Origin of the sequence: Meiothermus luteus (assembly GCF_003574085.1) — a bacterium.
Lineage (GTDB): Bacteria > Deinococcota > Deinococci > Deinococcales > Thermaceae > Meiothermus > Meiothermus luteus.
Genome location: NZ_QWKZ01000020.1, coordinates 1 through 25,261, shown reverse-complemented (window position 1 = coordinate 25,261; position 25,261 = coordinate 1). Strand labels below are relative to the sequence as shown.

Sequence of the window (25,261 nt, the reverse complement as noted above, 5' to 3'; positions counted from 1 at the left end):
TCCTATTGGGCGTGGAAGTGCTGGCGCTGGTCTACCGAAACCTCCGGGCCCGCCCGGTTCGCAGCCTGCTTACGCTGCTGGGCATCGTGGTTTCCACCGCTTCTATGGTGCTTTTTCTCTCCTTTGGCGAGGGGCTGCGCAGGGCTTTGGGCGCTGAGCTGTCCCGGGTGGGCCCAGCCATCCTGGTGGTGCCTGAAGGGGCCGAGGCCTTTAGCCCCGGCTACCCGGAGCTGCGTCCGGAGACCTTGGAGGCCATCCGAAGGGTGGCCCCGTCGCTGGGCATCGTCCAGGTGATCCCCACCGCGGTTTTTGCTCGGGGAGGGCTTGACCCGTCCAGCAGCTTTGTCTTTCAGGGGCTTCCGGCCGGCGTAACCCCCAAGGACCTCTACCCGAACCTAGGGCTGGCCCAAGGCTCCATGGACCCTGGGGCCTCGGGCGCGGTGGTAGGGGGGGGTGTGGCCCAGCGCAACAACCTAGGGCTGGGCAAGACCCTGCGCCTCTCGCCGCAGGTCAGCCTGAGGGTGGTGGGGGTGCTGGAGCGCTCGGGAGGGCTAACCGACAGCTTTATCTACGTGCCCCTCTCGGCCATTCACGCGGTCCTCAACACCGCCAACTACAGCTCCATTCTTGTCGCCATTGAGCCCGACCGACGGGCTGAAGAGGTGGCCCGGGCCCTGGAGGAGCGGGTGCCGGGTATAGACGCGCAGACCACCGGGGATGTGATGCGCTTTGCCGAGCGGGCGGTGCGTATCTCCGACCTGGTGCGTTTTGGCATAAGCCTGGTGGCCTTGGTGGTGGGCGGCCTGCTGGTGGCCAACACCGTGATGATGTCGGTCTACGAGCGCATCCGTGAGTTCGGTCTGATGCGGGCCTTAGGGGCCAAGCGGCGGTTTATCTTCGGGCTGGTTCTTTTGGAGGCCCTGGTCTTGGGGCTGGTGGGGGGCTTGTTGGGCCTGCTGCTGGGCCAGGCCGCCTCTGGGCTGGTCAACTGGTTCACCTTGCGGGAGGTGGGGCTGGCCCTTTCGGCGGTGACCCTTCGCCTGGCCTCCTTCGCCCTTCTGGTGGCGGTGGTCTTGGGGCTTGTGGCGGGCTTTCTGCCGGCCCGTACCGCAAGCCGCATCCGGGTTGTGGAGGCTTTGGGGAGGGTTTGATGCTCGAGGCGGTCCGTCTTCATAAGCGCTACCACCAAGGCGAGCTGGACGTGGTGGCGGTAGACCACTTCACCTACGCTTTCCCCCCGGGTCTTACCGCCATTGTGGGCCCATCGGGCTCAGGGAAAACCACCCTCTTGAACCTCCTGGCGGGCTTTGATGTGCCTACCGAGGGCGAGGTTCGCTTAGACGGGCGGGTTTTCTCCTCCCTTTCTGAGGATGAGCGGGCCGAGGTGCGTCTTAGGCACATGGGCTTTGTCTTTCAGCAGTGGAACCTGATTCCCACCCTCACCGCGCTGGAAAATGTGGCCTTTCCCCTTATGCTGGCAGGCCAAAGCCTGAGGGAGCGCACCGAGCGGGCCCAGGCGCTGTTGGCTGCGGTGGGCCTGGAGAAGCGGGCTAAGCACCTGCCCAGCAGGCTTTCGGGGGGTGAGCAGCAGCGGGTGGCCATCGCTCGAGCCTTGGCCCTAGACCCCCCGGTTCTCTTTGCCGACGAGCCTACCGGGAACCTGGACTCGGCTTCCGGAGCACGGGTGGTGGAGCTGCTTTTGGCCCAGGCGCAGGGGGGCCGCACGGTGATTCTGGTTACCCACGACCTCGAGCTCTCCTGCAAAGCGGAGCGCGTCTTGCACCTGCGCGACGGCCGGCTAACCCGGATAGAGACCCCCTCCGCTGGCCTGACCGAGGCGGCTCAGTCTTTGTAGGGGTCAAATTCTCCTGCCCCGGCCATCACCACCACCAGCGGCCGCAACACGTGCAGCACCTCTATGGTGGGCCCCTGGGCCTTCAGCACATCCGAAAGTCGGCGGTAGACCTGGGGGGCTTCGTCTAGGTCTCCGCCCCGCAGAACCACCCCCTTGCGTTTGAGCCAGCTCCGCATCGCCTCTGGGTTCACCCCGCTTCCGCGCCGCTTGCCTAGGGCTTGGCGACGGCTCATTACCCGCCCTGCTCCGTGAACAGTGCTGAAGAGGGCGGCCTTTTGCAGGGGTTGGGCGGAGGCCAGGGTGCTGCCTTGGAGAATCACCGCGTCGTCGCCCATGCTTCCCCCTACAAAACCCTTTTGTCCGGGAAAGGCCGGTGTGGCCCCTTTGCGGACCACCACCAGCTCCTCTCCGTCGTGCACCTCTTTCCAGGCGAAGTTGTGGTGGTTGTGGACCAGTTCCTCCTCCCGCGCCCCCAGAAGGGCCACCACCTTGCGGGCCACCCATTCCCGCCCCGCGTAGGCGTAGCGCCCAGCCAGGCCCATGGCCGCCCAGTAGGCCTGCCCTAGGGGGCTCTTCAAGTCCAGCAGGGCCTCCGATTCTGGCACCCGCTCGCCCCACGAGCGGTTCTGGGCCAGGGCCATGAACCCGCTGGCGATGGTGTGCCCTAGGCCCCGGCTACCAAAGTGGACCCCTATCCAGATGCGCTCCTTTTCGTCGGCGAAAACATCCACATAGTGGTTGCCTCCGCCTACCGTGCCAAGCTGGGCCCGGGCCTTCTCCCGCAGCGCTTCCCGGTGAGCTTTGGGAATGGCCTCCCAGGCCTCGTCCTCAAAGAGAGGGTGGTCGGTAGGGGCGTCGTTGGCCCGATTGCTGCGGCCCAGACCGAAGGAGATGGTCGCGGCGATCTCGTCGGCTAACTCTTCCAGGCGGCCCTCAATCTTTTCCAGGCGCAGGTTGGTGCGTATGGCTGCGTTGCCGCAGGCAATGTCGAAGCCCACGCCCACCACGCTTACCTGGCTCCGGTACGCCGCCACACCCCCGATGGGCATCACGTAGCCCAAGTGGCCGTCGGCCATCAGGGCTGCCCGCACCGCTCGCTGGGCCACCTGGTAAAACTGGGCCAGGGTCTTTTCGTCGTGTTGGCCAAAGATGTGGGTTCTCATGCAAATAGATAAGACCCCAACCTTTAGCTGGGGGCTTTGACCCTTACGAACCTGGTGCCGGGAGCGGGACTTGAACCCGCACGCCCTTGCGGGCACCACCCCCTCAAGATGGCGTGTCTACCAATTCCACCATCCCGGCAGGCAAGCATAAGGTTAGTCGGGCTTGGAGGGGTTGTCAAGACCGCTGCCGTTCCTTTTGGCCCACCGTTACCAGTGGGCGTTACGGGACTCTAAGGGCTCAAAAACCCCGTCGCAAACGGCCCCTCTTTTCCCGAGGAGCGGGCTTTTTGCTCGTGCGGAAGGTTGTGGAAGCGCTTTTGCAAAGTGAACCATTATGTTTTGCGCAAAATGCTATAATGGCCTCGTCAGGCCTTCCGACGGCGAACCTTGAAAGCTCGGATTTACCGTATAAAAGGCAAACCCACGCCACAAAAAATCCAAAAGTGTGGGTTTGTAAGCATTCATCGCACAAACGGCAATTTTTGCCCCAGTTATCCACAGCCCTCTTGTGGATAACCTGGTTTTCTCATAAATACCCTTTCAGAGAGTCCCTTGCAGGACGGCGATTAACGGGGTATGCTGTCGCAAAACCAAAGCCCCGAAAGGGGATTGCAACCCGTCTAAGCACTTTGCGTTGGGAATAGACGAATCTCCGTGTCGCAAAACCAAAGCCCCGAAAGGGGATTGCAACTGAATAATAACGGCGGTCCTAGTATTGTTTCTAGGAGAAGGGTCGCAAAACCAAAGCCCCGAAAGGGGATTGCAACTTGGTGGCGGACTGTTCGCTGACAGAGCGTACAGGACAGGGTTGTTTTTTGGGGTTTGTGAGGCTGGCTTTTGGTATATCTGGTGCATGAACCTTCAAACCCATAAAGTGTTGATTCTGACCGTGGGTCAGACCATTGAGCCGCTCGAGTTCTCCCTAACCGAGCACGCCCCGCTGGGAGGGGTGGTGTTTGTGGCCAGCCAGTGGAGCTACCCGGTGGCGGGCGAGCTGCTCAAGCGCTACGGCGACCAGTTCAGGCATCACACCTTGCTCCTAGACGACCACGAAGACCTAGGTGAGGCCTACCGAAAGGGGATGGAGGCCCTGCAAAAGGCCCTAGAGTGGGACGGGAGACCGGTTCTGGTAGACATTTCCGGCGGAACCAAAACCATGGTGGCGGGGCTCGTCCTGGCCTTGAGCGGGAAGGGCATCACCTTTAGCTATGTGGGCGGGACAAAGCGCGACGCCCAGGGGAGGGTGGTAAGCGGCAGCGAACGCATGCGCTTACTAGAGGACCCCACCTACCGCTATGGCCTGCGGGAGTGGGAGGGGTTCCGGCGGGCCTGGAATGGGGCCGACTTTAGGGCCGCGCGGGACTTTTTGAGCGAGCTGTTGGCCCGACCCCTCACGCCATCGGAGCAGCGCTTTTATACCCACCTGAAAGGGGTGTCGGAGGCCATGCTGGACTGGGATTTGTTTCACCACAAAGCAGCCTGGCAGAAGCTGGAGGCGCACCTCGAGCCCGCCCTGACCATTGCCGAAGCCTGGGGGCACGGGGCCAAGGTGCGGGTGCTGGAGGGTCTCAAGGACGCCAAAACGCGGCTCAGGGCTATTCTGGACAAGGAGAACAAACCCACCTTTGCCCTTCTGGCCGACCTGCTGGCCAATGCCGAACGGCGGGCCGCACGGGGGCGCTACGACGACGCGCTGGCAAGGCTCTACCGGGCCATCGAGATGGCGGTGGAGGCGGATATCCTCGAGCGCACCGGGGTTTTGCTATACGACGAGACAACCTTTGTCGGCGAGTACGAGAAGCACCGCCCCTGGGCCAAGCGATACCGTGAGGCGGTGGGCCTGCGCGAGGCCCTGAATGTGGCGATGGGCTTTGATGGGGCGCTGGGGTGCAGCAACACCCTGGCCCAGCGCCTTTACGCCGAGTACACCAATAACGGCAAGCTGGGCAACTTTGTGAGGCAGCGCAACCAAAGCATCCTGGCCCACGGCCACCAGCCGGTAAGCGTGACCCACTACACCGAGTTTAGGGACTACCTGGTGGGCCTGGGTCTGAGGCCGGCCCCGGCCTGGCCGAGCTGGTAGGGCTTGAAGGGGAGGGGCTGGCGGGTGTAGGGTGTGCCTAGGCCCCCTAGGGGCCCCACAAGCTGCTAAAGGTCTGGGTGCTTGGGCGTGTAGCCCCGGCTTAAAGTGGGGAAGTCCGGTGCAAGTCCGGCGCTGTCGCGCAGCGGTGACGGCCAGAGCCGAAGCCCGAATACCTGCCCAGACGCCTTCCGTACCCCGGTTTGGAAGGCACCTCTCGCAGGAAGGGGGCATTTGGGGAAAGCGTTTCGTCCTTGGGCCCCAGGGACGCTTTTTTGTGGGGAGGGTGTGAACGGTTTGGAGTTGCTGGCCCAGCAGGTGCGCTACGGTTACCGGGGAAGGCCCGTGGTGCGGGACGTGAGCCTCGGTTTACGACGGGGGGAGTGGCTGGCCTTATTGGGTCCCAACGGAGCGGGCAAGAGCACCCTGCTGCGCCTTATGGCAGGGTTGCTCCGGCCCCAGGGGGGGGCGGTGTGGCTCGAGGGCAGGCGGCTTTTGGACTACAGAAGCTGGGAACGGGGGCAGCGGATTGCCTTTCTTCCCCAGATGGGCCAGTATCCCGAAGACCTCACGGTGGAGGAGGTGGTCTACCTGGGCCGTACCCCGCACCTGGGCTTGCTGGGGCGGCCTGGCCTGGCCGATGCCGAGGCGGTGCTCTGGGCGATGGAGCAGACCGGGGTGGGGGAGTTCCGCGACCGGCTGTTGCCCACCCTTTCGGGGGGTGAGCGGCAGCGGGTTTTGCTGGCTCGAGCCCTGGCGGCCCGGCCCCACTTCTTGCTCCTAGACGAGCCCACCAACCACCTTGACTTGCACCACCAGGCCGAGTTCCTGTGTCTTCTGGCGGGTTTGCGGGAGGCCGGGGTGGGCATTCTGACCGTGTTGCACGACCCCAATCTGGCCCAACAGGCCGACCGGGTGGCCTTTATGGCCGAGGGGCAGGTGTTGGCCTTGGGAAGCCCCACCGAGGTTTTAAGCCAGGGTTTGTTGCAAAGGGTTTACGGCCTCTATGTTCGGGTTCGCCATGTGGAAGGGCGGCCGGTGGTGCTCATAGGAGGGTAGATGCAGGCCAGCTTGAAGGTAACCCCTAGCCTGCTGGTGCTTGACCTGGGCGAGGTGCGGCGGCTGGTGACCCAGGACGGGCCCCGGTTGGCCCGCTACGTGGCGGTGATGCGGGCAGCCCGGCCCGGCTGTTTGCGGACGGGGCGCGGGTCGGGGCATGCCCATCTAATGCGCGCCGGGCTGCCTCCGGGCGAAACCCTCCTTTACACCCTACCCGAAGACCCCCTCAACTTTGAGCAGGAGGGGAACACCCTGCGCCTTACAGGACTGCGGGTTTACCTGGCGGGGCCACCGGAGTTTGTGGAAACCCCCTTTTACGCCTGGGTGGAGCCGTGAAGGAGGTTTGGTTGGTGCGCCACGGGCAGACTCCCTGGAACGCCCAGGGGCGGCTTGCTGGGTGGACCGATCTGCCGCTCTCGCCTGTAGGCCAGGCACAGGCCCGGCAGCTTGGGGAATGGCTGCGGCAGGAGCGCTTTAGCCGGGTGGTGGCCTCCGACCTGCGGCGGGCGGTGGAGACCGCACGCCTGGCCTACGGTGAGCCCGAGGAGAGGCTTTGGGGCTTGCGGGAGATTGATTTTGGTCGGCTGGAGGGCCTTGCCTGGACAGAGCTTCCCGAGGAACACAAGCAGGCCTTGCTGCGCTTTGACGGCTTTCGGGCCCCTGGAGGGGAGTCGGTGGCGGAATTTCGCACCCGGGTGTACGCGGCCCTCTCGGCCCTGCCCGAGGGCCGGGTGTTGGTCTTCACCCATGGGGGGGTGCTGCGGTTGGTGCTGCGGGAGCTGGGGCAGGAAGGCTTTTTGCCGCCTTGTGCGGTGGTGGGCCTGGACTGGGGGGCACAAAGGCTGCTTTTTGTGAGGGGGGGCTAGTGTTGGTGTTGGTGGTGGGTGGAGCGCGGGCCGGCAAGAGCCGGTTCGCCCAGTCCTTAGCCCATCGGCTGGGGGGGGATAGGGTGAGCTTCATCGCCACTGCGGAGCCCCTGGATGAGGAGATGAAGGAGCGCATTCGCCGGCACCAACAGGAGCGCCCTCCCGGTTGGGAGACCCTAGAGGCGCCTCTTGAGGTGCCCCAGGCCTTGGGGCAGGCCCGGCATGGGGTGGTGCTGTTGGACTGCCTCACCCTCTGGGTGTCCAACCTTCTTCTGGCTGGGCGTGCGGTGGAGGGGGAGGTGGAGCGGCTTTTGGAGGTTGCGGGACGCAGCGGGAAGACCCTGATTGCGGTGAGCAACGAGGTAGGAATGGGCCTGGTGCCAGAAAACCCCCTGGGCCGCCGCTACCGCGACCTTCTGGGAGCAGCCAACCAGCGCCTGGCCCAGGAAGCCCAGGAGGTTTACCTGCTGGTGGCGGGTCTTTCCCTTCGCTTGAAGTGAGGAGCGCTATGGTGGAGGTCAAACCCGTATCCAAGGAGTGGCTGGAGCGAGCCAGGGCTTATCACGACCAGCTTACCAAACCCGCGGGCTCGCTTGGCTTTTTGGAGGAGCTGGGGGTGCGTCTTGCAGCCATTGCTCAAACCCTCAAGCCCAGGCTTGGGCCAGGGGCGGTGGTGGTCTGCGTGGCCGACCACGGGGTGGTGGCCGAGGGGGTTTCGGCCTACCCTGCGGAGGTGACCGCCCAGATGGTGTGGAACTTTGTCCGGGGTGGGGCGGCCATCAACCAGGTGGCTCGAGCCTGCGGGGCGGTGGTGCGGGTCTTGGACGTGGGGGTGGCTTCTGCGGTGGAAGCCCCTGGGGTGGTTGATCGGAAGGTGCGCCCGGGCAGCGGCAACATCGCCCGGGAACCGGCCATGACCCTTGCTGAGGCTGAGGCTGCCCTTCAAGCGGGCATGGAGATGGCCCGGGAGGCCATCCGGGAAGGGGCCACCCTGCTGGCAGCGGGAGACATGGGCATCGGCAACACCACCGCAGCGGCGGCGTTGAGCGCGGCCCTGCTGGGGCTTCCCGCCGAGGCGGTAACCGGGCGGGGCACGGGGGTGGACGAGGCAGGGTACGCGCGGAAGCTGGGGGCCGTCCGTGCCGCTTTGGCCCGGGCTGAGAGCCGTTTAGGGGGATTTTCGCGGGCTGAGCCACTGGCGCTGCTGGCTGAACTGGGGGGGCTGGAGATTGCGGCGGCTGCCGGGGTCTTCCTGGCGGGTGCGGAGGCTGGGCTGCCGGTGGTTGCCGATGGCTTTCCGGTGACGGCGGGGGCCTTGCTGGCGGTTCGGATGGTCCCCGAGGTGCGCGACTACCTCTTCGCTGGGCACCGCTCGGTGGAACCAGGGCACGCCAGGCAGCTCGAGGCGCTGGGGCTCAGGCCGATTCTTGAGCTGGACATGCGGCTGGGCGAGGGCACCGGGGCGGTGTTGAGCTTTCCTGTGCTTCGGGCCGCGGCGGAAGTGATCTCAGGGATGGCCACCTTTGCCGAGGCCGGGGTTTCTGGAAGGGAGGGGTAAGGCGTGGAGCTGCGGGAGGGGGAGGACTACTACCTCGAGGGGGGGTTCCTGGTTTTTACTGCGGCCTACCATCGCAAGCGGGGCTACTGCTGCGGTTCGGGCTGCCGCCACTGCCCCTACCCCAAAGCCGTGCAGGCTGAGGCCATGCGGCTGCGCCAGGAGGGGCGGCCCATCCGGAGCCGGGCAGAGTTTGAGGCCCGCTTTGGGCAGGTTTGACATGCGCCCCTTTTGGCTGGCGGTTGGCTTTCTAACTACCTTTCCCACCCCTCCCCTGGGCCAGGTAAGGCCTGAGGAGATGCGGGCCGCCACGGCCTTCTACCCGGCGGCCGGCTACCTGATTGGGGCGGTGCTGGCCCTGGTGGCCTGGCTGACCGCAGGGCTGCCCGAAGGGCTGCGGGGGGGGATTCTGCTGGCGGCCTGGCTGGCGGCCACGGGGATGCTTCACCTGGACGGCTTGCTGGATGCCGCCGATGCGCTGCTTTCCTCAAAACCCCCCGCTGAGCGGCTGCGCCTTTTGGCCGACGTGCACATAGGTAGTTTTGCCTTTGGGGTGGGCTTTGTGGTGCTTTTGCTCAAGTGGCAGGCCCTGGCCACCGGCCCCTCGCCATGGCTGCTCTTAGCCCTTCCTGCGGTCGCGCGCTTTGCCGTGTTGCTGCCCATGAGCCTTTTCCCGGCGGCCAAGGCAGAGGGCCTAGGTGCCAGAAGCCGCCAAGGGCGCTGGCCTCTGGCGTTGCTGCTGGCCTTGCCCGCGTTGTTGGCCTTTCCCTGGGTGGCCTTGGCAACGGTGGTGGGTATGCTGCTGTTGGCCCGCTGGGCTGCCGGGAGGCTGGGGGGTGGGCTTAGCGGGGATGTGTACGGTGCCCTTGTGGAGCTTGGGGAGCTCCTTGGGCTTCTAGTCTACTGGGTCCTTTAGGGAGCCCGAGCAGCTCGAGCACCTTTTCAAACCGCTCCTTTTCGCTGAGAAAGCCTAGGCCCTTCTTGCGCCGAAGCCAGGACTTGAGGGGCCGGGCCTCCTTGAGCCCAAAAAGGCGGCAGAGCGCTTCCACGTCTCCCATCTCCGGTCCCACCGAGTCTTCGCTGTAGGAACAGACCGGGCAGGCCAGGTGCATGGGGTTGGAATCGTACTGGAAGACCAGCTGGCCTTGCGCGAAGACCCATAGGCGCAGGGCCTCCTCCGCACAGGCCACCCCTAGAGCAACGCAACCCTGTGCCCCTGAGAGCTGCTGGGCCAGCTCGGCTAGGGGTTTTTCTAGTTCGGGGTAGAACGCCCACCCATCTCCCCAAGGCACGACCCGCCCAAAGCCAGGAGGGGGCGCGGGACATAGGAGGAGGACAAAGGGCGGCACGCCTTTAGCCTACCAAAAAGCCCCCCGCCTTGGGCTTGGGGGGCTTGGGTGAGCGGGGGCCTAGTCGGTGGCGGGGCCTTTCCCCTTTAGCTCCACCCGTACTTCCTGGTTCCAGTCTTTGCTGTAGATGGCCTTTATTAGAAGGTAGCTGACCACGCCAGTAACTATCGGCACAATCAGCACCAACACCCAGAGCAGCTCGTTGGATAGCTTGAGGTCCACCTTATAGCCGGCCAGGGTGCTCATGATGTAGAACATCAGCATCCCAATCACAAAGCTGGTGCGGAAGGGGTGCCGGCTGGGAAGCTCCAGGTAGCGCTGCTTCTCTTTGGAGTAGTCCAGGAAAGGAATCGCCAGCGCCCCCAGGATGATCAGGGTGGGTACCAGGATGCCGCCCCAGAACTGCGGGCCAAAGGTGGCCCCTAGGAACTCAAAGCGCCAGTTGGCCGGGATGATCTGGAGAATCCCGTAGATCCAAAGGAAGTACCAGTCCGGCTTTACCGCTGGGGTGTTGGCGGTGGGGGGGCCAAAGGCCTGCACCGGGTGGGCCAGGAAGGCCCCGGCGATGAAGGTGGTAGCCCCGATGTAGACCAGGAACAGAATGCCCATCATGGCCGCCTGCTGGGGGAAGAGGGGCACCCCCACGATTTTCCCTGGCGCCACCTTCTCGGCATAGCGGGGCTGGGTGTGCTTCTGCTTAATCATGATGACCAGGTGCAGGCTGATGAGCGCAATCAGGGTCAGCGGCAGCCAGAGCACGTGGATGGGGTAGAGCCGGGGGATGGTCTGGGTGTTGGTGGGGGAGAGCTCACCGGCGAAGAGGATATCCGACAGGAGCTTGCCCACCCAGGGGGCCGCGGCCCCAATCTCGTAGCCGATCTTGGTCGCGGTGAGGGCGTAGTTGTCAAAGGGCAGGGCATAGCCGGTGAAAGCCGTGACAATGGCCAGCACCAGCAAGAAGACCCCCACAATCCAGTTGAGTTCGCGGGGGTTCTTGTAGGCCCCGGTCAGGTGGATGCGCAGCATGTGCAAGAAGGCCGCGGCGATCATGATGTGGGCGGCCCAGTGGTGTAGAGAACGGATTACCGCCCCAAAGGGCAACGAGTCAATGTAGAGGATGGAGTAATAGGCCGCCGGTACCTCCTGCCCGCCCGAGAGAGGCCCAGAGACGGGGCGGATGGAGGGCTCGTAGTTTAGGGTCAGGAAAATTCCGGTGAGCACCAGGGTAATGAAGGAAAAAAGGGTAATCTCGCCCAAGAAGAACGAGTGGTGCACCGGAAAAGCCTTGCGGAAAGCCTTGGCGTAGAGCTTTCCTATGCTCAAGCGGTCGTCCAACCACTGGTACATGGTTCCTCCCTATACGTCGGCGCCTGGTTTGTCGGTGAACTCGCCGGCCACCACCACCCGGCCCCCTTCTACCTTAACCGGGAGCTGGGGCACCGGCTTAGGTACCGGACCGCCTACCACCTTGGCCTGGTTGTAGATGTCGTACTCCCCGCCGTGGCAAGGGCAGCGCCAGATACCGTTTTGCCACTGGCTCACGGTGCAGCCCAGGTGCTTGCAGACCGCCGAGTAGGCCAGCACCCCCTCGGGCGAGGCGTGCTGGCGGGTCTCGGGGCTCATCCTGGCGGGGTCGGCCAGGATGACCATGATGGTGTTGGTGATGAGGTCTTTTTTGACCACGTTCTGGGGGCTTTTGGGAAAGGCGATGATAAAGGGAATGGGTTCCCTTTGGGCCGCCCGCAGGTCGTCCAGGGTGATTTCCTGATTGGCCTTGGGGCCGGTGGCGAAGACCAGAACATCCCCCACAGCCACCGGTTCCTTGCTGGGCACCTTTTCCTCCCGGGGGATGAGGCTTGCGCCTACCCAGAGAGTGGAGAGCAAGGTGGCCCCGGCGCTGACCCCCAGGGCGGCCTGCAGGATAGCCCGCCGGGTGGCGTGGGCCTGGGGGTCTTCCTCGTGGTGATGAGCATGAGTAGTGGCTTCGTGATCCGCCATGGTTGCCTCCTACCAGGGGAAGTCGCCCTTTTCGTCTTCGGCGAGCACTTCCTCTTCAATGAAGTATTTTTTGTAGATTGCGATGAGAACGGCCAGGATGAACATCATGGCCCCGAAGACCCCGGCTTGGAGGGTGGTGGCGTTGTAGTAGCCAATCTCGGGGTTGTTGGCAAAGATGAGGGTCCGCACGAAGAAGCCGGAGAGCATGACCAGCAAGAGCGAGAGGACCACCCCTGCCACCATGGGCAGGCTGCTCGGTTCGGGGGTGTGCTTTCCGGGGCGCAGTTCGGAGCCCTCGAGCCAGTTGCTCAGGAGGCCAATAAAGCCGTAAACAAAGAGTACCAGGGCGAAGGCCATCAACCCGATGTTGCCCACCGTAAGGTGGGGCACCACCCCGGCCTCGTGTACCACCCGCAGGCGGTCGTTCAGGTAGGCCATCAGAAAGAGGGCGGCCGAGAAAACCAGGGCGAAATAGGGCACCACCGTGTCGTTCCGGTACATGCTCCCTCCCTAGCGGGCGGCCTTGAACTCATCGGGGGTCACGCCCCCGAAGCTGTTGCCCCAGCTATTCTTAATGTAGGTGGCCACCGCCGCCAGCTCCTCGTCGGAGAGCTGAGCAAAGCTGGGCATCCCACCTTTGCCCTTGAGCAGGATGTTGATGGTGTAGGCCTTGTCGCCCACGTTTTTGCTGCCGGCCAGCGCCGGGAAGACCCCGGGCAGGCCCTGGCCGGTGGGCTGATGGCATCCTGCGCAGTTGGCGCTGTAGACCTGCTCCCCTTTGGCCTTGAGGGCCTCGTCCACCGGGGCCGTGGCCTGCTCCCCGCCATGCCCGCCACCGTGGGCCTCGGCGGCAGCGGGAGGCTTGGCCACTTCTTCCAGGGTCTTGTTGGTGACCCCGGTAGCCGCGAAGAACAGCCAGACCCCGCCCAGAATGGCCGCGGTGGCAATGGCCGCGCCCAGCCCCGGGAAGCGCTCGCGGGTGGGTTTGACATCGGGATCGGCCACCCGCAGGGTCACCTCCAGGTTGCCCGAGACCTCCTTGCCCTCCTCGAGGCCCTGCACCAGCACCCCGGGCGTGTTGGCCACCTTGAAGGGAATCTCCTTTACCTCCTTGGCGCCGTTGGTGTAGTGGGTGACCACCCGGAGTAGGTGCTCACCGTCGGTGAGGTTCCGGGTGTCGTAGGTGACCTTGAAGGGGGGCTCTTTGAGTACCTGCACAGGCTCGCTTCCGTTGTCCAGATAGACCTCTATGCGTTCAATCGGCATTCGTTCCTCCCAGCCAGACCCTAGGGTCTGGGCGCCAGACCAAAGCCTACCAGAAAATCAGGGGGCCTTGCCCCTAGGCTTTGATAATAGGAATTTATCCCAAGGGCAAATGTCCCCGGGGTTGCCTGCGAGGATTGGAAAATTTGCGGGGAAGAGCTAGGCCTGCCGCAGCAGGGCCACGCTCCGGCGAACCCCCTCCACTCCTCCGGTAACCTCGAGCGCCACCGTTCCGCCGAACCCCTTCAGGACCTGCCGGACCCAGGCCCAATCCACCTCCCCCTCGCCACAGGGCAGGTGCTCATCGGAGGCCCCCCGGTTGTCGTGCAGGTGCCAGTGTATCAGGCGGTCCTGCAGGAGCTGGTGGTAGGTTTTAGGTCCTTCTGGGCCGAGCTGCACCAGGGCGTGGCCCACGTCCAGGCAGAAGCTGTGCTGGGGGTGGGCCTGGAGCAACCGGACCAGCTCGGCGGGGGTTTCCAACAGGTCGTTTTTATCCAGGCCCAGGTTTTCTAGGGCCAGGGGGACGGTTGGCTCGAGCGCCCTCAGGGCCTGCTCGAGGAGCCGATGGGCTTGGGTAAGGGCCTCGGGGTGGCGCAGCGGCACTGAGCCGGTGTGCAAAACCCCGCAGTAGGCCCCGATTTGCCCGGCGAACTCTAGAGCCTTCTGGGTGCGCTCGAGGGAAAGCCGCCAGACCGAGGGGACCAGCGAGGCCAGGTTCCAGTCCACGAAGGGAAGGTGTACGGTAAACCCTACCCCCGCGCTCCGGCCCATCTCGGCCAGCTCCTTGGCCCCGGGGAGCCTGGGGTCTGCCTCGTGCTGGTCGTAGGCGATCTCCAAGAAAAGGCCCAGCTCGGCCGCCAGCTCAAAGGCGGTGCGGTAGTCCAAGCCGGTGGTGAAGGGGCTGAAGCCCAGTCGCATACCTTAAGTGGGCAGATTATACCCCGCCTCGCCCAAGGGGGTGGCGTTACGGCTATGCTCCCCCCAGATTGGGCTTGACCTTGGGCACCACCCGCGGAGGGTCCTTCTCCTCCTTTCCCTGGGGCTCCTCGCTGGGGGGGGGTTCCAGGGGCTCTCCCTCCACCACCCGCACGAACTCCTCACCGGTTAGGGTTTCTCGCTCCAAAAGCGTCCGGGTAACCCGCTCGAGAACCTCCCGTTTCTCGGTAAGGAGCTGCTTGACACGCTCGTACTGCTCCTGTAAGAAGCGCTGCACGGCCTCGTCAATGCGCCGGGCGGTGTCCTCGGAGTACTGGCGGGTGTCGTAGCCGCCCAAGTAGGTGTCCTCCCGCACCTGGTAGGCCACCATGCCGAACTCGGGGTGCATCCCCCACTCGGTAATCATCCGCCGGGCCAGGTCGGTGGCCTGGCGGAAGTCGTTTTCTGCGCCGGTGGTCACATCGTCAAAGACCAGTTCCTCAGCCACCCGGCCCGCCAAGGCTACGGCGATCTGGTCGGTGAGGCGTTTTTTGCTCCAGTGCAGGGTGTCCTGCCGGCTTGGCATCATGAAGCCCATGGCCCGGCCCCTGGGGACGATGGTCACCTTGTGGACCTTATCGGCGTGCTCCAGGAAGTGGGCCGCCAGGGCATGCCCAGCCTCGTGGTAGGCGGTGATTTCCCGGTCCTTGGGGGTTACCACCATGCTCTTGCGGGCTGGGCCCATCACCACCCGGTCGGCGGCCTCCTCGAGGTCCTTCATGGTGATTTTTTTGCGCCCCTCCCGGGCGGCCAGCAGGGCGGCCTCGTTGAGAAGGTTTTCCAGGTCGGCTCCCACAAATCCTGGGGTGCGCTTGGCCAGAAGCGCCAGGTCCACATCCTCGGCGAGGGGCTTGCCCTTGGCGTGGATGCGTAGGATTTGCTCCCGGCCCCGCACATCGGGGGCGTCTATGGCCACCTGGCGATCAAACCGGCCTGGCCGCAGGAGGGCTGGGTCAAGGACGTCGGGCCGGTTGGTCGCCGCCATGACGATGATGCTGGACTCCTTCTCAAAGCCGTCCATCTCCACCAGGAGCTGGTTCAGGGTCTGCTCGCGCTCGTCGTTGCCGCCGCCGATGCCCCCGCCCCGCCGCCGCCCCACCGCGTCAATCTCGTCTATAAAGATGATGCAGGGGGCGTGGCGCTTGGCGGTTTCAAAGAGGTCCCGTACCCGGGCTGCACCCACCCCTACGAACATCTCCACAAAATCTGAGCCGCTGGCGGCGATGAAGGGCACCTTGGCCTCGCCCGCCACCGCCCGCGCGATGTGGGTCTTGCCCGAGCCGGGAGGGCCCACCAGGAGCACCCCCTTGGGAATGCGGGCCCCCATCTCGTGGAAGCGGCCAGGCGACTTGAGGAACTCCACGATCTCCTTAAGCTCCTCCTTGGCCTCCTCACACCCCGCCACGTCCTTGAAGCTGGTCTTGGGGGCCTCGGTGAGTACCCTGGCCCGGCTTTTGGTAAAGCTGAAGGCGTTGTCCCCCGAGGGGCCGCGGTTGCGCGAGAGGAGGAAGAAGACGGCGATGAGCAGCCCAACCAGCAACAGAGGGATCAGGAAGCCCAGCAGGGGATTTTCCCTTCGTGGCGGGGCCACCTCTACTTGTATTTTCCTCTCCCCCCACTCGCGGATGGTGGCGGTGTCCACCGGGCTTGGGGCGAAGGTGATGTAGGGCTCGCTGCCGTCCTTCGGGCTTACGGTAAGCTGCCGCCCATCCACAACGATGCGGGCCACCCGGCCTTGCTCAATCTCGTTCAGAAAGACGGTGTAGGCGATGGTGTTGTTGGGTTGTTGGTGCGAGGTCAGGCTGAAAGCCCAGGCGACCAGAATGGCCGCGAGCAGGACGAACCAAAGGTTGAGCGGCAGGCGGTTCATTGTTACCTTTAGGGTACTACCAAACCCATCGGCGAAGGTAGTCAAAAGTACCCTGTGGGGTCGCTGGAGGGCCGAAGGGAAAGGCCGGGCTGTTGAGGGGCTGGGCGGGTCTTATTTGACATTACCTCACTCAACTCTATTGACTATAGAAGTTACAAGAGTTATCCTGGTAGGCAGGTGAGCCGTGCTTAGTACGGCCGTGGAGGATGTATGGCAAAAGCCGTGGGAATTGACCTAGGAACGACCAACAGCGTAATCGCCATCATGGAGGGCGGCAGCCCGGTGGTGCTGGAGAACGCTGAGGGGGAGCGCACCACCCCCAGCGTGGTGGCCTTCAAAGGAGGGGAGCAGCTGGTGGGCCGAGTGGCCCGGCGTCAGGCTGTGCTCAACCCCGAGGGCACTGTTTTTGAAATCAAGCGCTTTATCGGGCGGCGCTGGGAAGAGGTGCAGGAGGAGGTCAAGCGGGTGCCCTACAAGGTGGTTAAGGGCCCCGACGGGGGAGTACGGGTAGACATCCAGGGCAAGCTCTACACCCCCGAGGAGATATCCGCCATGGTCTTGCGCAAGCTGGTGGACGATGCCAGCAAGAAGCTGGGGGAGCGGATTACCAAGGCGGTGATCACCGTTCCGGCCTACTTCAACAATGCCCAACGGGAGGCCACCGCCAACGCCGGCCGGATTGCGGGGCTCGAGGTGCTCCGCATCATCAACGAGCCCACTGCCGCGGCTTTGGCCTATGGCCTGGACAAAAAGGGCAGCGAGACGGTGCTGGTCTTTGACCTGGGCGGGGGCACTTTTGACGTGACAGTGCTGGAGATTGGCGAGGGGGTCTTTGAGGTCAAGGCCACCTCGGGGGACACCCACCTGGGCGGCTCGGACATGGACCACGCCATCGTGAACTGGCTGGTGGAGGAGTTCAAGAAGGAGTCGGGCGGGGTGGACCTCAAGGCCGACCGGCAAGCCCTGCAGCGCCTTATTGAGGCCGCCGAGAAGGCCAAGATTGAGCTCTCCAACGTCAGCGAAACCACCATCAGCCTGCCCTTCATTGGCCTGGACCCGGTTTCCAAGACGCCCTTGCACCTTGAGAAAAAGCTCACCCGGGCTAAGTTTGAGGAGCTTATCCAACCCCTCCTCAAGCGGATGCGCGCCCCGGTGGAGCAGGCCTTGAGGGACGCCGGGCTTTCCGCCAGCCAGATTGACGAGGTGCTCCTGGTGGGCGGGGCCACCCGGGTTCCGGCGGTGCAGCAGATTGTGCGGGAAATCCTGGGCAAGGAGCCCAACCGGAGCGTCAACCCCGACGAGGTGGTGGCTCTGGGGGCCGCGGTGCAGGCCGGTGTGCTCACCGGGCAGGTGCAGGACGTGGTTCTTCTGGACGTTACGCCCCTCTCCTTGGGGGTGGAGACCAAAGGTGGGGTCTGCACCGTGCTGATACCCCGCAACACCACCATTCCCACCCGCAAGTCGGAGATTTTCACCACCGCCGAACACAACCAGCCTTCAGTGGAGATTCACGTCTTGCAAGGCGAGCGCCCCATGGCTGCGGACAACAAGAGCCTAGGACGTTTCCGCCTGGACGGCATTCCCCCTATGCCCGCAGGTGTGCCGCAGATTGAGGTCACCTTTGACATTGACGCCAACGGCATTCTGCACGTGACGGCCAAGGAGAAGTCTACCGGACGCGAGGCCTCCATTACCATCCAGAACACCACCACCCTCTCCGAGCAGGAAATTGAGCGGATGATCAAGGAGGCTGAAGCCAACGCAGAGGCCGACCGCAGGCGCAAGGAGCACGCCGAGCTCAGGAACAACCTGGATACGGCCCGCATCCAGGCCGAGCGGGTGATGGGCGAGAAGGTCAGCACGCCAGAGGCCAAGGGCCGGTTGGAATCGGCCATAGAGCGGGCCAAGAGCCTGGTGGAGCGCGATGGCAGCGATGCAGAGCTTCGTCAGGCCACCGAGGAGCTGCTCGCGGCCTTGCAGGCCTATGAGCAAGCGGCGGTTCAAGGCCAGGGCCAGAGCGCTCCCAGGTCGGACGATGTGATTGACGCCGACTATAAACCCGCCGACTAATCCCTTGGGTGGGGTACGGGCAGGGGCCGGTTGGGCCATCGGCCGTACCCCCCTGGGCTTTCCTGAGGTGCGTTATGGAGAACAAAGAGACCCCGGCCGAAACCCCCATGGAGGAGCTTCCTGAGGTGGAGCGCCTGAAAGGCGAGGTGGAGTTTTTGAAGGCCGAGCTCGAGGCGTCCAAGGACAAGTTTCTGCGCTTGTACGCTGACTTTGAGAACTACAAGAAGCGAATGGCCCAGGAGCTTGAATCAGCCCACCGGAGCGGTAAGTTTGAGGCCATTCGGGCCCTTTTGGGGACCCTGGACGACCTCGAGCGGGCCCTGGGCTTTGCCAACGTGAAGCCTGAGGACCTGATTCCGGGCATCAAAAGCGTCCTGGAGAACTTTGCCCGTAGCCTGCGGAGCCTGGGGGTGGAGGCTGTCCCAGGGGTGGGCGCGGAGTTTGACCCCCGCTACCACGAGGCCATTGGCACCGTGGAGGGGGAGGAGGGCAAGGTAATGCACGTCTACCAACAGGGCTTCCGCTACGGCGAGATGCTGGTGCGGCCGGCCCGGGTGGTGGTGGGCAGCGGAACCAGGACCGAAGCGCAGCCGCCCGTAGAGAGCAACTAGGCCGCTTCTGGCCAATTAGAGGGGCTGTGGTATGGCCTACAAGGACTACTACAAAATCCTGGGGGTTTCTAAAAACGCCAGCGAGGAGGAGATAAAGAAGGCCTTCAAGCGGCTGGCCCGCAAGTACCACCCCGACGTAAACAAGGAGCCTGGGGCAGAGGAGCGCTTCAAGGAGATTAACGAGGCCTACACGGTGCTCTCCGACCCTGAGAAGCGCCGCTTTTACGACACCTACGGCAGTGCGGTGGGGAGCGGGCAGTGGCAGGGCCCCCCACCCGGACAGGGGGATTTTGGTGGCTTTGTAGGCAACATCGGTGATTTCTCCGAGTTTTTCCAACAGCTCTTCGGTTTTGGAGGGCGCGCTCGGGGAAGCGGCTTTGGTAGCCTAGGCGATCTTTTTGGGGCTGAGGTGCGCCGCGGGGCCGACCTCGAGGCCGAGCTTCCCCTTACCCTGGAGGAGGCCTACCGGGGTGGGGAGAAGACCATCGCGGTGGGCCCCGAGCGACTTGTGGTGAGGATTCCTCCTGGGGTGCGGGAGGGCCAGAGGATACGCCTGGCCGGAAAGGGGAGGGGTGGAGGCGATCTGTACCTGGTGGTGCGGCTTCATCCCGGCCCCCAGATGCGCCTGGAAGGCGACGACATCTACACCACTGTGGATGTGCCCGCCCCCATCGCCGTGGTGGGAGGCAAGGTCCGTGTCCAGACCCTGGACGGGCCGGTGGAGCTCACCATCCCGAAGCGAACCCAAAGCGGCCGCAAGCTGCGCTTGGTGGGAAAAGGCTGGCCCCGCAAGGACGGCACCCGGGGGGACCAGTACGCCGAGGTACGGGTGGTGATTCCCACGCATCCGAGCCCCGAGGAGGAGCGGCTTTACGCCCAACTGGCGGAGCTGGTCAGGGCCAGGGGCTAGGGCTACAACGTTGGGCCCCCTTCTGATAGTCTTTTCCAAGGAGGGCCCAATGAAGCGAAGGAGCTTCCTCAAGGGAATAGGGGCCGGTCTGGCGACGAGCCTCACCCACACCGCCTACGCCCAGGCTCAGCCCCAGGTGCGCTGGCGGCTTGTTTCTAGCTACCCCAGGAGTCTGGACACCCTTTATGGCGGGGCTGAAGACCTGGCCAAACGGGTTTCCGAGCTTACCGGGGGCCGGTTCCAGATAAGGGTTTACCAGGCGGGGGAAATCGTCCCCGGAGGGCAGGTGCTGGACGCGGTGCAGCAGGGCACGGTGGAGGCGGGGCACACCTATGGACCCTTCTACGTGGGTAAGAACCCGGCCTTGGCCTTTGACGGGGGGGTGCCCTTTGGCCTCACCTACCGCCAGCACAACGCCTGGATGCTCTTCGGCGGGGGGTTGGAGCTCCTGCGGGAGGTCTACGCCGATTTCGGCGTCCTCCAGTTCCCCGGCGGGAACACCGGGGCCCAGATGGGGGGCTGGTTCCGCAAGGAGATAGGGGCCCTGGAGGACCTGAGGGGTCTGCGGATGCGCATCCCTGGCCTGGGGGGTATCGTGATGGGCCGGCTTGGGGTGGTGCCCCAGACCCTGGCCGCCGGGGACATCTACCCCGCCTTGGAACGCGGCACCATTGACGCCACCGAGTTTTCTGGTCCCTACGACGACGAGAAGCTCGGCTTTTACAAGGTGGCCCGCTACTACTACTATCCCTCCTTCTGGGAGCCTTCAGCGCAGCTTTCCTTCCTGGTCTCTCAAAGAGAGTGGGCGAGGCTGCCCAAGGAGTTCCAGGAGGCCTTCCAGGTGGCGGCCCAGGAGGTTAACCTCAGCATGATGGCCAAGTACGACGCGCAAAACCCCCCAGCCCTAAGGCGTCTTCTCTCCGCTGGGGTACGCCTTCGGAAGTGGCCTGCGGAGGTGATGAAAAAGGCCTTGGAAGAGGCCAGGGCCCTCTACGAGGAGCAGGCCGCCAAGGATGCCACCTACAAGAAGGTCTATGCCGCCTACTGGGGCTTCCGGGGCGAGCAGTACCGCTGGTTCTCGGTGGCGGAGCTCTCCTACGAGACCTTCGCCTTTCCGACCTAGGGGGCCTCAGTCGGCCAGCGCAGCCAGCTGGAAGGCGCGGCTTAGCCGCTCCTCGTCGGTTAGGTCCAGCCGGAGGGGGGTCAGGGCGATAAAGCCTTGGTTTACCGCCCAGCGGTCGGTGCCCTCCTCAGGGGCATGGTCGGGCTCGGCAGCGAACCAGAAGTGTTCCCGCCCCATGGGGTCGGCGCCGAGAATCACCCGCCCGGTGTAGCGACGGACCGACTGGCGGGTCCAGAGCATGCCCTTGGGGCTGGGGGGGAAGTTCACGTTGAGGAGGAAAGGCTTGGGCTCGCGCAGCAGGGCCTCCAACACCCGGCCCACCCAGGGCTTTAGGGCCTCTAGGTCGGGCTCCCGGCCGTTGGTGGAGGCGCTGAAGGCGATGGCCGGGACACCCAGCAGGGCGGCCTGCTTGGCCGCGGCCACCGTGCCCGAGTGCCAGATTTCGTGGCCCAGGTTGGAGCCCAGGTTGATGCCGGAGAGCACCAGGTCTATCTGTTCCCAGCGGTGGGTGCCCAGGGCCACGCAGTCGGCGGGGGTGCCGTTCACCCGGTAGGCCTCGAGGCCCCCCATGGGCGCTTTTTGGTAACGCAGCGGCCGCAGGATGGTGATGGCGTGGCCCATGGCGGACTGTTCCACATCGGGGGCCACCACCCGCACCTCACCGAAGGCGGTGGCCACCTCGGCGAGGGCGCGGAGGCCCGGGCTGTAGATGCCGTCGTCGTTGGTTACCAGGATTCGCATAGCCGCTCCCTGCTTCCAGCCTGAAGGAGGGGAGTCAGCGAAATGTCAGGGATGGTACCAAATCGGCTTGACAGAGGGGTTTTAATCTCTGGGAAAAGCCATGGTCAGCATACTCGTACCGACCTTCAACCGCCCGTCCCTGCTTCTTAGGGCCCTGCGCTCCTTGCAGCTCCAGCTTTACCCCGACTGGGAGGCGATTGTGGTGGACGATGGGGATGGCGCGGGACTTCAGGCTGCCCGGGGGTTGGGCGACCCCCGCGTGGTCGCGGTGCCCAGCCAGGGTAGGGGCCAGGTAGCGGCCCGCAACACCGGGCTTGGGTGGGCCAAGGGAGCCTATATAGCCCTTTTGGACGACGACGACTGGTGGCAGGACCCGACCCATCTCTACCGGGTGGTGCGGGCCCTGCGGGCCCAAGATGGCCTGGTCTACCGGGGGGGCTATTTGGTGTATGAGCGGGATGGGCTCGAGCTGGAACGCATCCCCTTTGACCACAGGGCTACCCCAGAGGCGCTGCGTAAGGACAACCTGCTTTTGGCCTCGGGGGTGGCCTACCCGTGCCGCCTGCACGATGAGCTGGGTCCCTTCGACCCCGAGATGGACGACTACTGGGACTGGGACTGGTACCTGCGGGTGGTGGGGGCAGGGTACCCCTTGCTGGGGCTTCCAGGCCGGGGGGTGGTGGTGAGCGTCCACGGGGCCAACATGTCCTATGCGGCCCGCAAGGAGGAGCGGCGGAGGAACCTGGAGCGGCTTTGTGCCAAGCACGGATTGGTGGGGGTGGAGCTAAAGGACCACCGCGTTATCGCGGGGGCGGTCTGAGCTGACACGGGCATGACCATAGGCCTAGAGTATGTTTGGGGAAATCTATGCGAAAGTTCTTTGGCTTCCTGCTTTTTTTAGGCCTGGCCCAGGCCCAGAGCCTCACCCTTTACACCTCGGAGGTCCTGACCAACGTAAACCCCATGGTGGAGCTCTTTAGGAGGGCCAACCCCGGGGTTAGCGTCCAGGTTTTCCGAAGCGGCACCGGGGAGGTGATTACCCGGCTCCGGGCCGAGCTCGAGGCCGGCAACCCCCAGCCTGACCTCTTGTGGGTGGCGGACGAAACCTTTTTCCGCGAGCTCGCGGGGGCCAACCGCCTCCGGGCGGTGCGGGCCACCACCCCAGGCTTTCCGGTGAGGTTCGCCTATCAAGGAGGCCTTTACTACGAGGTACGGCTCCTTTACAACGGCATCGCGGTGAACACCCGCCGGCTGGGTAACCTTCCCGAGCCCGCCGCTTGGCGCGACCTGCTGCGTCCTGAGTACAAGGACCTGATAGGCATGCCTAACCCCAATTTTTCCGGGGCGGCCCTCTCCACCCTGGGGACCCTCACCCAGCGTTTTGGCTTCGGCTTTTTTGAGCAGCTCCGGCGCAACGGGATGAGAGTGGAGCAGTCCAACCCGGTCTTACAGCAGAAGCTGGCCGAAGGACAGTATGCGCTGGCTATCATCACCGATTTCGGCATCCGCGACCTGATTCGCCAAGGGGCCCCTCTCAAGATGGTCTACCCTCGCGATGGGGCTATTCTGGTGCCCACGCCCATCGGCATTCTATCAACCAGCAAAAACCCTGCCCTGGCTGAGCGGTTTTTGCGCTTTTTGCTCTCGGCAGAGGCCCAGGCCCTCTTCGCCCAGCAGGGCTACATTCCGGTGGTGGCCTCGGCCCCCCGCCCGGCTGGGGTGAGCGGCGAGGTGCTGGCCATTCCCTCGGCGGCGGACTACGTCCAGGCCAACCGGCAGGGCCTTCTTTCACAGTTCAACACGCTTTTCAACCTGCGCTAGGGGCGGCTCTTTCCCCTAGGGGCCAGCTTTGTGGTTAAATCGGCGCTGAGGAGGTTGGTATGCACATTGAACCTGGGGTTGTTCAGGGGGCCAAGATCTACCTTAGCTATGCGACGGGAGCCGCCGCGCTGGGTCTTGCCGTGAAGGCGGCAACCCGCCATGGGCAAACCCATGGTGTGGTCTCCTTGGCGTTGCGCAGCCTTTTGGCGGCGCTGGTGGTCTTCGTGTGCTTTGAGGTGCTGCCCCACCCCCCGGTGGGGGTCTCAGAGGTGCACCTGATCTTGGGCACCACCATCTACCTGCTCTTTGGCCTGGGGCCGGCCGCCCTTGGCCTGGCTGCGGGCCTGCTCCTTCAGGGGCTTTTCTTTGCTCCCGCGGACCTTTCCCAGTATGGTATGAACGTTACCACCCTGCTGGCACCGCTTTTCGCCCTGCACCTGCTGGCCCGCCGGATCATTCCGCCTCACACGCCTTACGTTGAGCTAAGCTACGGGCAGGTGCTCCGGCTCTCCGCGGCCTACCAGGGGGGCATCGTGGTCTGGGTGGCTTTCTGGGCGTTTTATGGTCATGGTTTCGCAGCGGAGAACCTGGCTCAGGTGGCCTCTTTTGGGGTGGCCTATTTGGCGGTGATACTACTGGAGCCCTTGGTGGACTTGGCGGTGCTGGCGGCGGCCAAGGCCCTGGGTGGGCTGCGCGGTTCGGCCTGGGTGCAGCCCCGCCTCTACGAGGCCACCTAGCAGCAGGGCCTTGCGTTTGGCGCGGCGGACGAAAGCCAGAGGATTTAGCTTGGGCATGGCTTCTTTGTTCCGGTGGCTCCTCTGGTTGGGTGTGGCCTCGCCCCTGCTGGTGCTGGCTGCGCGGGGGGTAGAAAACCTGGGCTTGGTCCCCAAGGTACTGGACTTGGTGGGGGTTTCGCTCGTGCTGGCCCTGGCCGGCAGCCTCCTTTGCCTGCTGATGGGGGGTGGGCTGGCCTGGCTGGCCTTTCGCGCCCGGCTGCACCCGGGGTGGGACGCGCTTTTGCTCTCGGCTTACCTGGTGCCTCCTTTTGTGGGCGCGTTGGGTTTTTTGTATGCCCTGCAGATGCTCGGCCTACAGCCGTATGGGGTGGGGGGGATTCTCCTGGCCTGGACCGCCCACTATGCGCCCATGGCCTACGTGTTGTTGCGTCCGGCCTTGGAGCACCGGCTGGCCCCTTTGCTGCTGGCCTGCGAGGCCCATGGGGTGCGGGGCTGGCGCCGCTTACGAGCCCTTCTGCCGCCGATGCTCTCGGCGCTGGTAGCGGCCTTTGGGGCACTTTACCTCACGCTTCTGGGCAACTTCGGGGTCCCGGCGGTGCTGGGGCTGCCCGCGCAGGTGTATACCCTGCCCACCCTGGCCTACAGCCGGCTTTTTTCCCCGGCCAGCCCTGACCCCTTAGGGGAGGCGGCCGTGGTGGGGCTTTTACTAGGTTTGCTGGCCTTTCCGGCAGTGCTCCTCCACAGCTCCCCGGTGGGGGAGCCTGCCCTGTGGCCCCTGCGGCCCCATCGTCCTTGGGTGGCCCGGTTGGGCTTTTTTCTCTTTGCCCTGTTGGGGGTGGGCCTGCCCCTGGTAGGTTTGCTCCAGCGGGCTTTATTCAACACCTTCAGCGGGGCTTTTGAGCCGGCCTTTTCTACTGCTTTGGCGCTGCCCCTGGTGCGCCAGGGACTGTTGAACTCGCTGGGTTTGGCCCTGCTGGCGACCGGTTTTTTGCTGGTGCTGGGCCTTCTTCTAGCCCCCTGGTCCAAGGCCGCCCGGCAGCTGCGGCGAATTTTAGACCTGCACTACCTGCTCCCCGGCACGCTGCTGGCCGTAGGGTTGATTCTTATCTTTGCCCCCACACCCCTCTACGCCACGCCCTGGTTGCTGCTCCTGGCCTACTGCCTCAACTTCGCTGCCCTGATGCTCCGGGCGGTGGAGGTGGGCCTGGAGGGGGG

Annotated in this window: 27 protein-coding genes, 1 tRNA gene and 1 riboswitch; of the genes, 18 read left to right on the top strand and 10 right to left on the bottom strand. The window is 64.5% G+C overall.

The annotated features are described in order from the left end of the window. Positions 1-11: 11 nt before the first annotated feature. Both Mlute_RS04620 and Mlute_RS04615 read left to right on the top strand, forming a co-directional pair. The gene (locus Mlute_RS04620) at positions 12-1,151 is read left to right on the top strand and encodes an ABC transporter permease (protein ID WP_182482475.1); all 1,140 of its coding nucleotides are present in this window, start codon (positions 12-14) and stop codon (positions 1,149-1,151) included. After that, a complete protein-coding gene (locus Mlute_RS04615) occupies positions 1,151-1,855 on the top strand; it encodes an ABC transporter ATP-binding protein (protein WP_119359577.1) in 705 nt (234 codons plus the stop codon). Before Mlute_RS04620 ends, Mlute_RS04615 begins: the two co-directional genes overlap by 1 nt. Here Mlute_RS04615 and Mlute_RS04610 read toward each other — a convergent pair. Both Mlute_RS04610 and Mlute_RS04605 read right to left on the bottom strand, forming a co-directional pair. Further along, positions 1,843-3,018 carry an RtcB family protein gene (locus Mlute_RS04610; protein ID WP_119359576.1) on the bottom strand — a complete coding sequence of 392 codons (1,176 nt, stop codon included), beginning with the start codon at positions 3,016-3,018 and terminating at the stop codon, positions 1,843-1,845. The genes Mlute_RS04615 and Mlute_RS04610 overlap by 13 nt on opposite strands. A gap of 52 nt (positions 3,019-3,070) precedes the next feature. Next, positions 3,071-3,157, bottom strand: a tRNA-Leu gene (locus Mlute_RS04605). Between the two features lie 714 nt (positions 3,158-3,871). Here Mlute_RS04605 and Mlute_RS04600 point away from each other — a divergent pair. The 8 genes from Mlute_RS04600 (at position 3,872) to Mlute_RS04565 (ending at position 9,494) form a co-directional block, all read left to right on the top strand. Further along, complete coding sequence (locus Mlute_RS04600) at positions 3,872-5,101, top strand: TIGR02710 family CRISPR-associated CARF protein (RefSeq protein WP_119359575.1); 1,230 nt, start codon at positions 3,872-3,874, stop codon at positions 5,099-5,101. A gap of 58 nt (positions 5,102-5,159) precedes the next feature. Further along, positions 5,160-5,296, top strand: a riboswitch (cobalamin riboswitch). A gap of 90 nt (positions 5,297-5,386) precedes the next feature. Further along, positions 5,387-6,157, top strand: coding sequence for an ABC transporter ATP-binding protein (locus Mlute_RS04595; RefSeq protein ID WP_119359574.1), 771 nt, complete (start codon positions 5,387-5,389; stop codon positions 6,155-6,157). After that, positions 6,158-6,493, top strand: coding sequence for a hypothetical protein (locus Mlute_RS04590; RefSeq protein ID WP_119359573.1), 336 nt, complete (start codon positions 6,158-6,160; stop codon positions 6,491-6,493). It begins immediately after the preceding gene. Next, positions 6,490-7,023: a histidine phosphatase family protein gene (locus Mlute_RS04585; RefSeq protein WP_119359572.1), complete on the top strand. Its 534-nt coding sequence runs from the start codon at positions 6,490-6,492 to the stop codon at positions 7,021-7,023. The genes Mlute_RS04590 and Mlute_RS04585 overlap by 4 nt, the downstream gene beginning before the upstream one ends. Continuing rightward, entirely contained in the window at positions 7,023-7,523 is a 501-nt protein-coding gene (gene cobU / locus Mlute_RS04580; RefSeq protein ID WP_119359571.1) for a bifunctional adenosylcobinamide kinase/adenosylcobinamide-phosphate guanylyltransferase, read from the top strand. Before Mlute_RS04585 ends, cobU begins: the two co-directional genes overlap by 1 nt. Positions 7,524-7,531: 8 nt before the next feature. Then, positions 7,532-8,581 carry a nicotinate-nucleotide--dimethylbenzimidazole phosphoribosyltransferase gene (gene cobT / locus Mlute_RS04575; protein ID WP_119359570.1) on the top strand — a complete coding sequence of 350 codons (1,050 nt, stop codon included), beginning with the start codon at positions 7,532-7,534 and terminating at the stop codon, positions 8,579-8,581. A 3-nt stretch (positions 8,582-8,584) separates the two neighbouring features. Then, positions 8,585-8,797, top strand: coding sequence for a DUF5522 domain-containing protein (locus Mlute_RS04570; protein ID WP_119359569.1), 213 nt, complete (start codon positions 8,585-8,587; stop codon positions 8,795-8,797). A gap of 1 nt (position 8,798) precedes the next feature. Next, positions 8,799-9,494, top strand: coding sequence for an adenosylcobinamide-GDP ribazoletransferase (locus Mlute_RS04565; RefSeq protein WP_119359568.1), 696 nt, complete (start codon positions 8,799-8,801; stop codon positions 9,492-9,494). On the opposite strand, the gene Mlute_RS04560 is transcribed toward Mlute_RS04565, so the two are convergent. The 7 genes from Mlute_RS04560 to ftsH all read right to left on the bottom strand — a co-directional run bounded on the left by Mlute_RS04560 (position 9,421) and on the right by ftsH (position 16,033). After that, positions 9,421-9,870, bottom strand: coding sequence for a hypothetical protein (locus Mlute_RS04560; RefSeq protein WP_147371033.1), 450 nt, complete (start codon positions 9,868-9,870; stop codon positions 9,421-9,423). The genes Mlute_RS04565 and Mlute_RS04560 overlap by 74 nt on opposite strands. Before the next feature lie 117 nt (positions 9,871-9,987). Then, on the bottom strand, positions 9,988-11,274 hold the full coding sequence (locus Mlute_RS04555) for a cytochrome b (protein ID WP_119359566.1): 1,287 nt from the start codon (positions 11,272-11,274) through the stop codon (positions 9,988-9,990). Between the two features lie 9 nt (positions 11,275-11,283). Further along, positions 11,284-11,925 carry a QcrA and Rieske domain-containing protein gene (locus Mlute_RS04550; protein ID WP_119359565.1) on the bottom strand — a complete coding sequence of 214 codons (642 nt, stop codon included), beginning with the start codon at positions 11,923-11,925 and terminating at the stop codon, positions 11,284-11,286. A gap of 9 nt (positions 11,926-11,934) precedes the next feature. After that, positions 11,935-12,426, bottom strand: a complete 492-nt coding sequence (locus Mlute_RS04545; RefSeq protein ID WP_119359564.1) for a cytochrome C — start codon at positions 12,424-12,426, stop codon at positions 11,935-11,937. 9 nt (positions 12,427-12,435) lie between these two features. Next, entirely contained in the window at positions 12,436-13,191 is a 756-nt protein-coding gene (locus tag Mlute_RS04540) for a c-type cytochrome (protein WP_119359563.1), read from the bottom strand. Between the two features lie 156 nt (positions 13,192-13,347). Next, a complete protein-coding gene (locus tag Mlute_RS04535; protein WP_119359562.1) occupies positions 13,348-14,106 on the bottom strand; it encodes a sugar phosphate isomerase/epimerase family protein in 759 nt (252 codons plus the stop codon). A gap of 52 nt (positions 14,107-14,158) precedes the next feature. After that, positions 14,159-16,033 (bottom strand): ATP-dependent zinc metalloprotease FtsH, encoded by a 1,875-nt coding sequence (gene ftsH / locus Mlute_RS04530; protein WP_119359561.1) that lies wholly within the window; start codon positions 16,031-16,033, stop codon positions 14,159-14,161. Between the two features lie 210 nt (positions 16,034-16,243). Here ftsH and dnaK point away from each other — a divergent pair, with 210 nt between their 5' ends. The 4 genes from dnaK (at position 16,244) to Mlute_RS04510 (ending at position 20,747) form a co-directional block, all read left to right on the top strand. Further along, positions 16,244-18,103 carry a molecular chaperone DnaK gene (gene dnaK, locus Mlute_RS04525; RefSeq protein ID WP_119359560.1) on the top strand — a complete coding sequence of 620 codons (1,860 nt, stop codon included), beginning with the start codon at positions 16,244-16,246 and terminating at the stop codon, positions 18,101-18,103. A gap of 74 nt (positions 18,104-18,177) precedes the next feature. Then, complete coding sequence (locus Mlute_RS04520) at positions 18,178-18,714, top strand: nucleotide exchange factor GrpE (protein WP_119359559.1); 537 nt, start codon at positions 18,178-18,180, stop codon at positions 18,712-18,714. Positions 18,715-18,745: 31 nt separating this feature from the next. Continuing rightward, the gene (locus Mlute_RS04515; protein WP_119359558.1) at positions 18,746-19,624 is read left to right on the top strand and encodes a DnaJ C-terminal domain-containing protein; all 879 of its coding nucleotides are present in this window, start codon (positions 18,746-18,748) and stop codon (positions 19,622-19,624) included. A gap of 49 nt (positions 19,625-19,673) precedes the next feature. After that, entirely contained in the window at positions 19,674-20,747 is a 1,074-nt protein-coding gene (locus Mlute_RS04510) for a TRAP transporter substrate-binding protein (protein ID WP_119359557.1), read from the top strand. 6 nt (positions 20,748-20,753) lie between these two features. On the opposite strand, the gene surE is transcribed toward Mlute_RS04510, so the two are convergent. Then, positions 20,754-21,488 carry a 5'/3'-nucleotidase SurE gene (gene surE / locus Mlute_RS04505; RefSeq protein ID WP_119359556.1) on the bottom strand — a complete coding sequence of 245 codons (735 nt, stop codon included), beginning with the start codon at positions 21,486-21,488 and terminating at the stop codon, positions 20,754-20,756. Between the two features lie 100 nt (positions 21,489-21,588). Here surE and Mlute_RS04500 point away from each other — a divergent pair, with 100 nt between their 5' ends. The 4 genes from Mlute_RS04500 to Mlute_RS04485 form a co-directional block, all read left to right on the top strand. Beyond that, complete coding sequence (locus Mlute_RS04500) at positions 21,589-22,308, top strand: glycosyltransferase family 2 protein (RefSeq protein WP_119359555.1); 720 nt, start codon at positions 21,589-21,591, stop codon at positions 22,306-22,308. Between the two features lie 47 nt (positions 22,309-22,355). Continuing rightward, positions 22,356-23,309 carry an ABC transporter substrate-binding protein gene (locus tag Mlute_RS04495; protein ID WP_119359554.1) on the top strand — a complete coding sequence of 318 codons (954 nt, stop codon included), beginning with the start codon at positions 22,356-22,358 and terminating at the stop codon, positions 23,307-23,309. Positions 23,310-23,368: 59 nt separating this feature from the next. After that, positions 23,369-24,046: an energy-coupling factor ABC transporter permease gene (locus Mlute_RS04490; protein WP_119359553.1), complete on the top strand. Its 678-nt coding sequence runs from the start codon at positions 23,369-23,371 to the stop codon at positions 24,044-24,046. 55 nt (positions 24,047-24,101) lie between these two features. Beyond that, a partial coding sequence (locus tag Mlute_RS04485; RefSeq protein ID WP_245958843.1) for an ABC transporter permease family protein occupies positions 24,102-25,261 on the top strand: 1,160 nt, incomplete at its 3' end.

Excerpts from the sequence above, each read along its gene's own strand:
- Mlute_RS04615 (WP_119359577.1), top strand. The coding sequence starts at position 1,151 with ATGCTCGAGGCGGTCCGTCTTCATAAGCGCTACCACCAAGGCGAGCTG.
- Mlute_RS04610 (WP_119359576.1), bottom strand. The coding sequence starts at position 3,018 with ATGAGAACCCACATCTTTGGCCAACACGACGAAAAGACCCTGGCCCAG.
- Mlute_RS04600 (WP_119359575.1), top strand. The coding sequence starts at position 3,872 with ATGAACCTTCAAACCCATAAAGTGTTGATTCTGACCGTGGGTCAGACC.
- Mlute_RS04590 (WP_119359573.1), top strand. The coding sequence starts at position 6,158 with ATGCAGGCCAGCTTGAAGGTAACCCCTAGCCTGCTGGTGCTTGACCTG.
- cobT (WP_119359570.1), top strand. The coding sequence starts at position 7,532 with ATGGTGGAGGTCAAACCCGTATCCAAGGAGTGGCTGGAGCGAGCCAGG.
- Mlute_RS04565 (WP_119359568.1), top strand. The coding sequence starts at position 8,799 with ATGCGCCCCTTTTGGCTGGCGGTTGGCTTTCTAACTACCTTTCCCACC.
- Mlute_RS04555 (WP_119359566.1), bottom strand. The coding sequence starts at position 11,274 with ATGTACCAGTGGTTGGACGACCGCTTGAGCATAGGAAAGCTCTACGCC.
- Mlute_RS04550 (WP_119359565.1), bottom strand. The coding sequence starts at position 11,925 with ATGGCGGATCACGAAGCCACTACTCATGCTCATCACCACGAGGAAGAC.
- Mlute_RS04545 (WP_119359564.1), bottom strand. The coding sequence starts at position 12,426 with ATGTACCGGAACGACACGGTGGTGCCCTATTTCGCCCTGGTTTTCTCG.
- Mlute_RS04540 (WP_119359563.1), bottom strand. The coding sequence starts at position 13,191 with ATGCCGATTGAACGCATAGAGGTCTATCTGGACAACGGAAGCGAGCCT.
- Mlute_RS04535 (WP_119359562.1), bottom strand. The coding sequence starts at position 14,106 with ATGCGACTGGGCTTCAGCCCCTTCACCACCGGCTTGGACTACCGCACC.
- ftsH (WP_119359561.1), bottom strand. The coding sequence starts at position 16,033 with ATGAACCGCCTGCCGCTCAACCTTTGGTTCGTCCTGCTCGCGGCCATT.
- dnaK (WP_119359560.1), top strand. The coding sequence starts at position 16,244 with ATGGCAAAAGCCGTGGGAATTGACCTAGGAACGACCAACAGCGTAATC.
- Mlute_RS04520 (WP_119359559.1), top strand. The coding sequence starts at position 18,178 with ATGGAGAACAAAGAGACCCCGGCCGAAACCCCCATGGAGGAGCTTCCT.
- Mlute_RS04515 (WP_119359558.1), top strand. The coding sequence starts at position 18,746 with ATGGCCTACAAGGACTACTACAAAATCCTGGGGGTTTCTAAAAACGCC.
- Mlute_RS04510 (WP_119359557.1), top strand. The coding sequence starts at position 19,674 with ATGAAGCGAAGGAGCTTCCTCAAGGGAATAGGGGCCGGTCTGGCGACG.
- surE (WP_119359556.1), bottom strand. The coding sequence starts at position 21,488 with ATGCGAATCCTGGTAACCAACGACGACGGCATCTACAGCCCGGGCCTC.
- Mlute_RS04500 (WP_119359555.1), top strand. The coding sequence starts at position 21,589 with ATGGTCAGCATACTCGTACCGACCTTCAACCGCCCGTCCCTGCTTCTT.
- Mlute_RS04495 (WP_119359554.1), top strand. The coding sequence starts at position 22,356 with ATGCGAAAGTTCTTTGGCTTCCTGCTTTTTTTAGGCCTGGCCCAGGCC.
- Mlute_RS04490 (WP_119359553.1), top strand. The coding sequence starts at position 23,369 with ATGCACATTGAACCTGGGGTTGTTCAGGGGGCCAAGATCTACCTTAGC.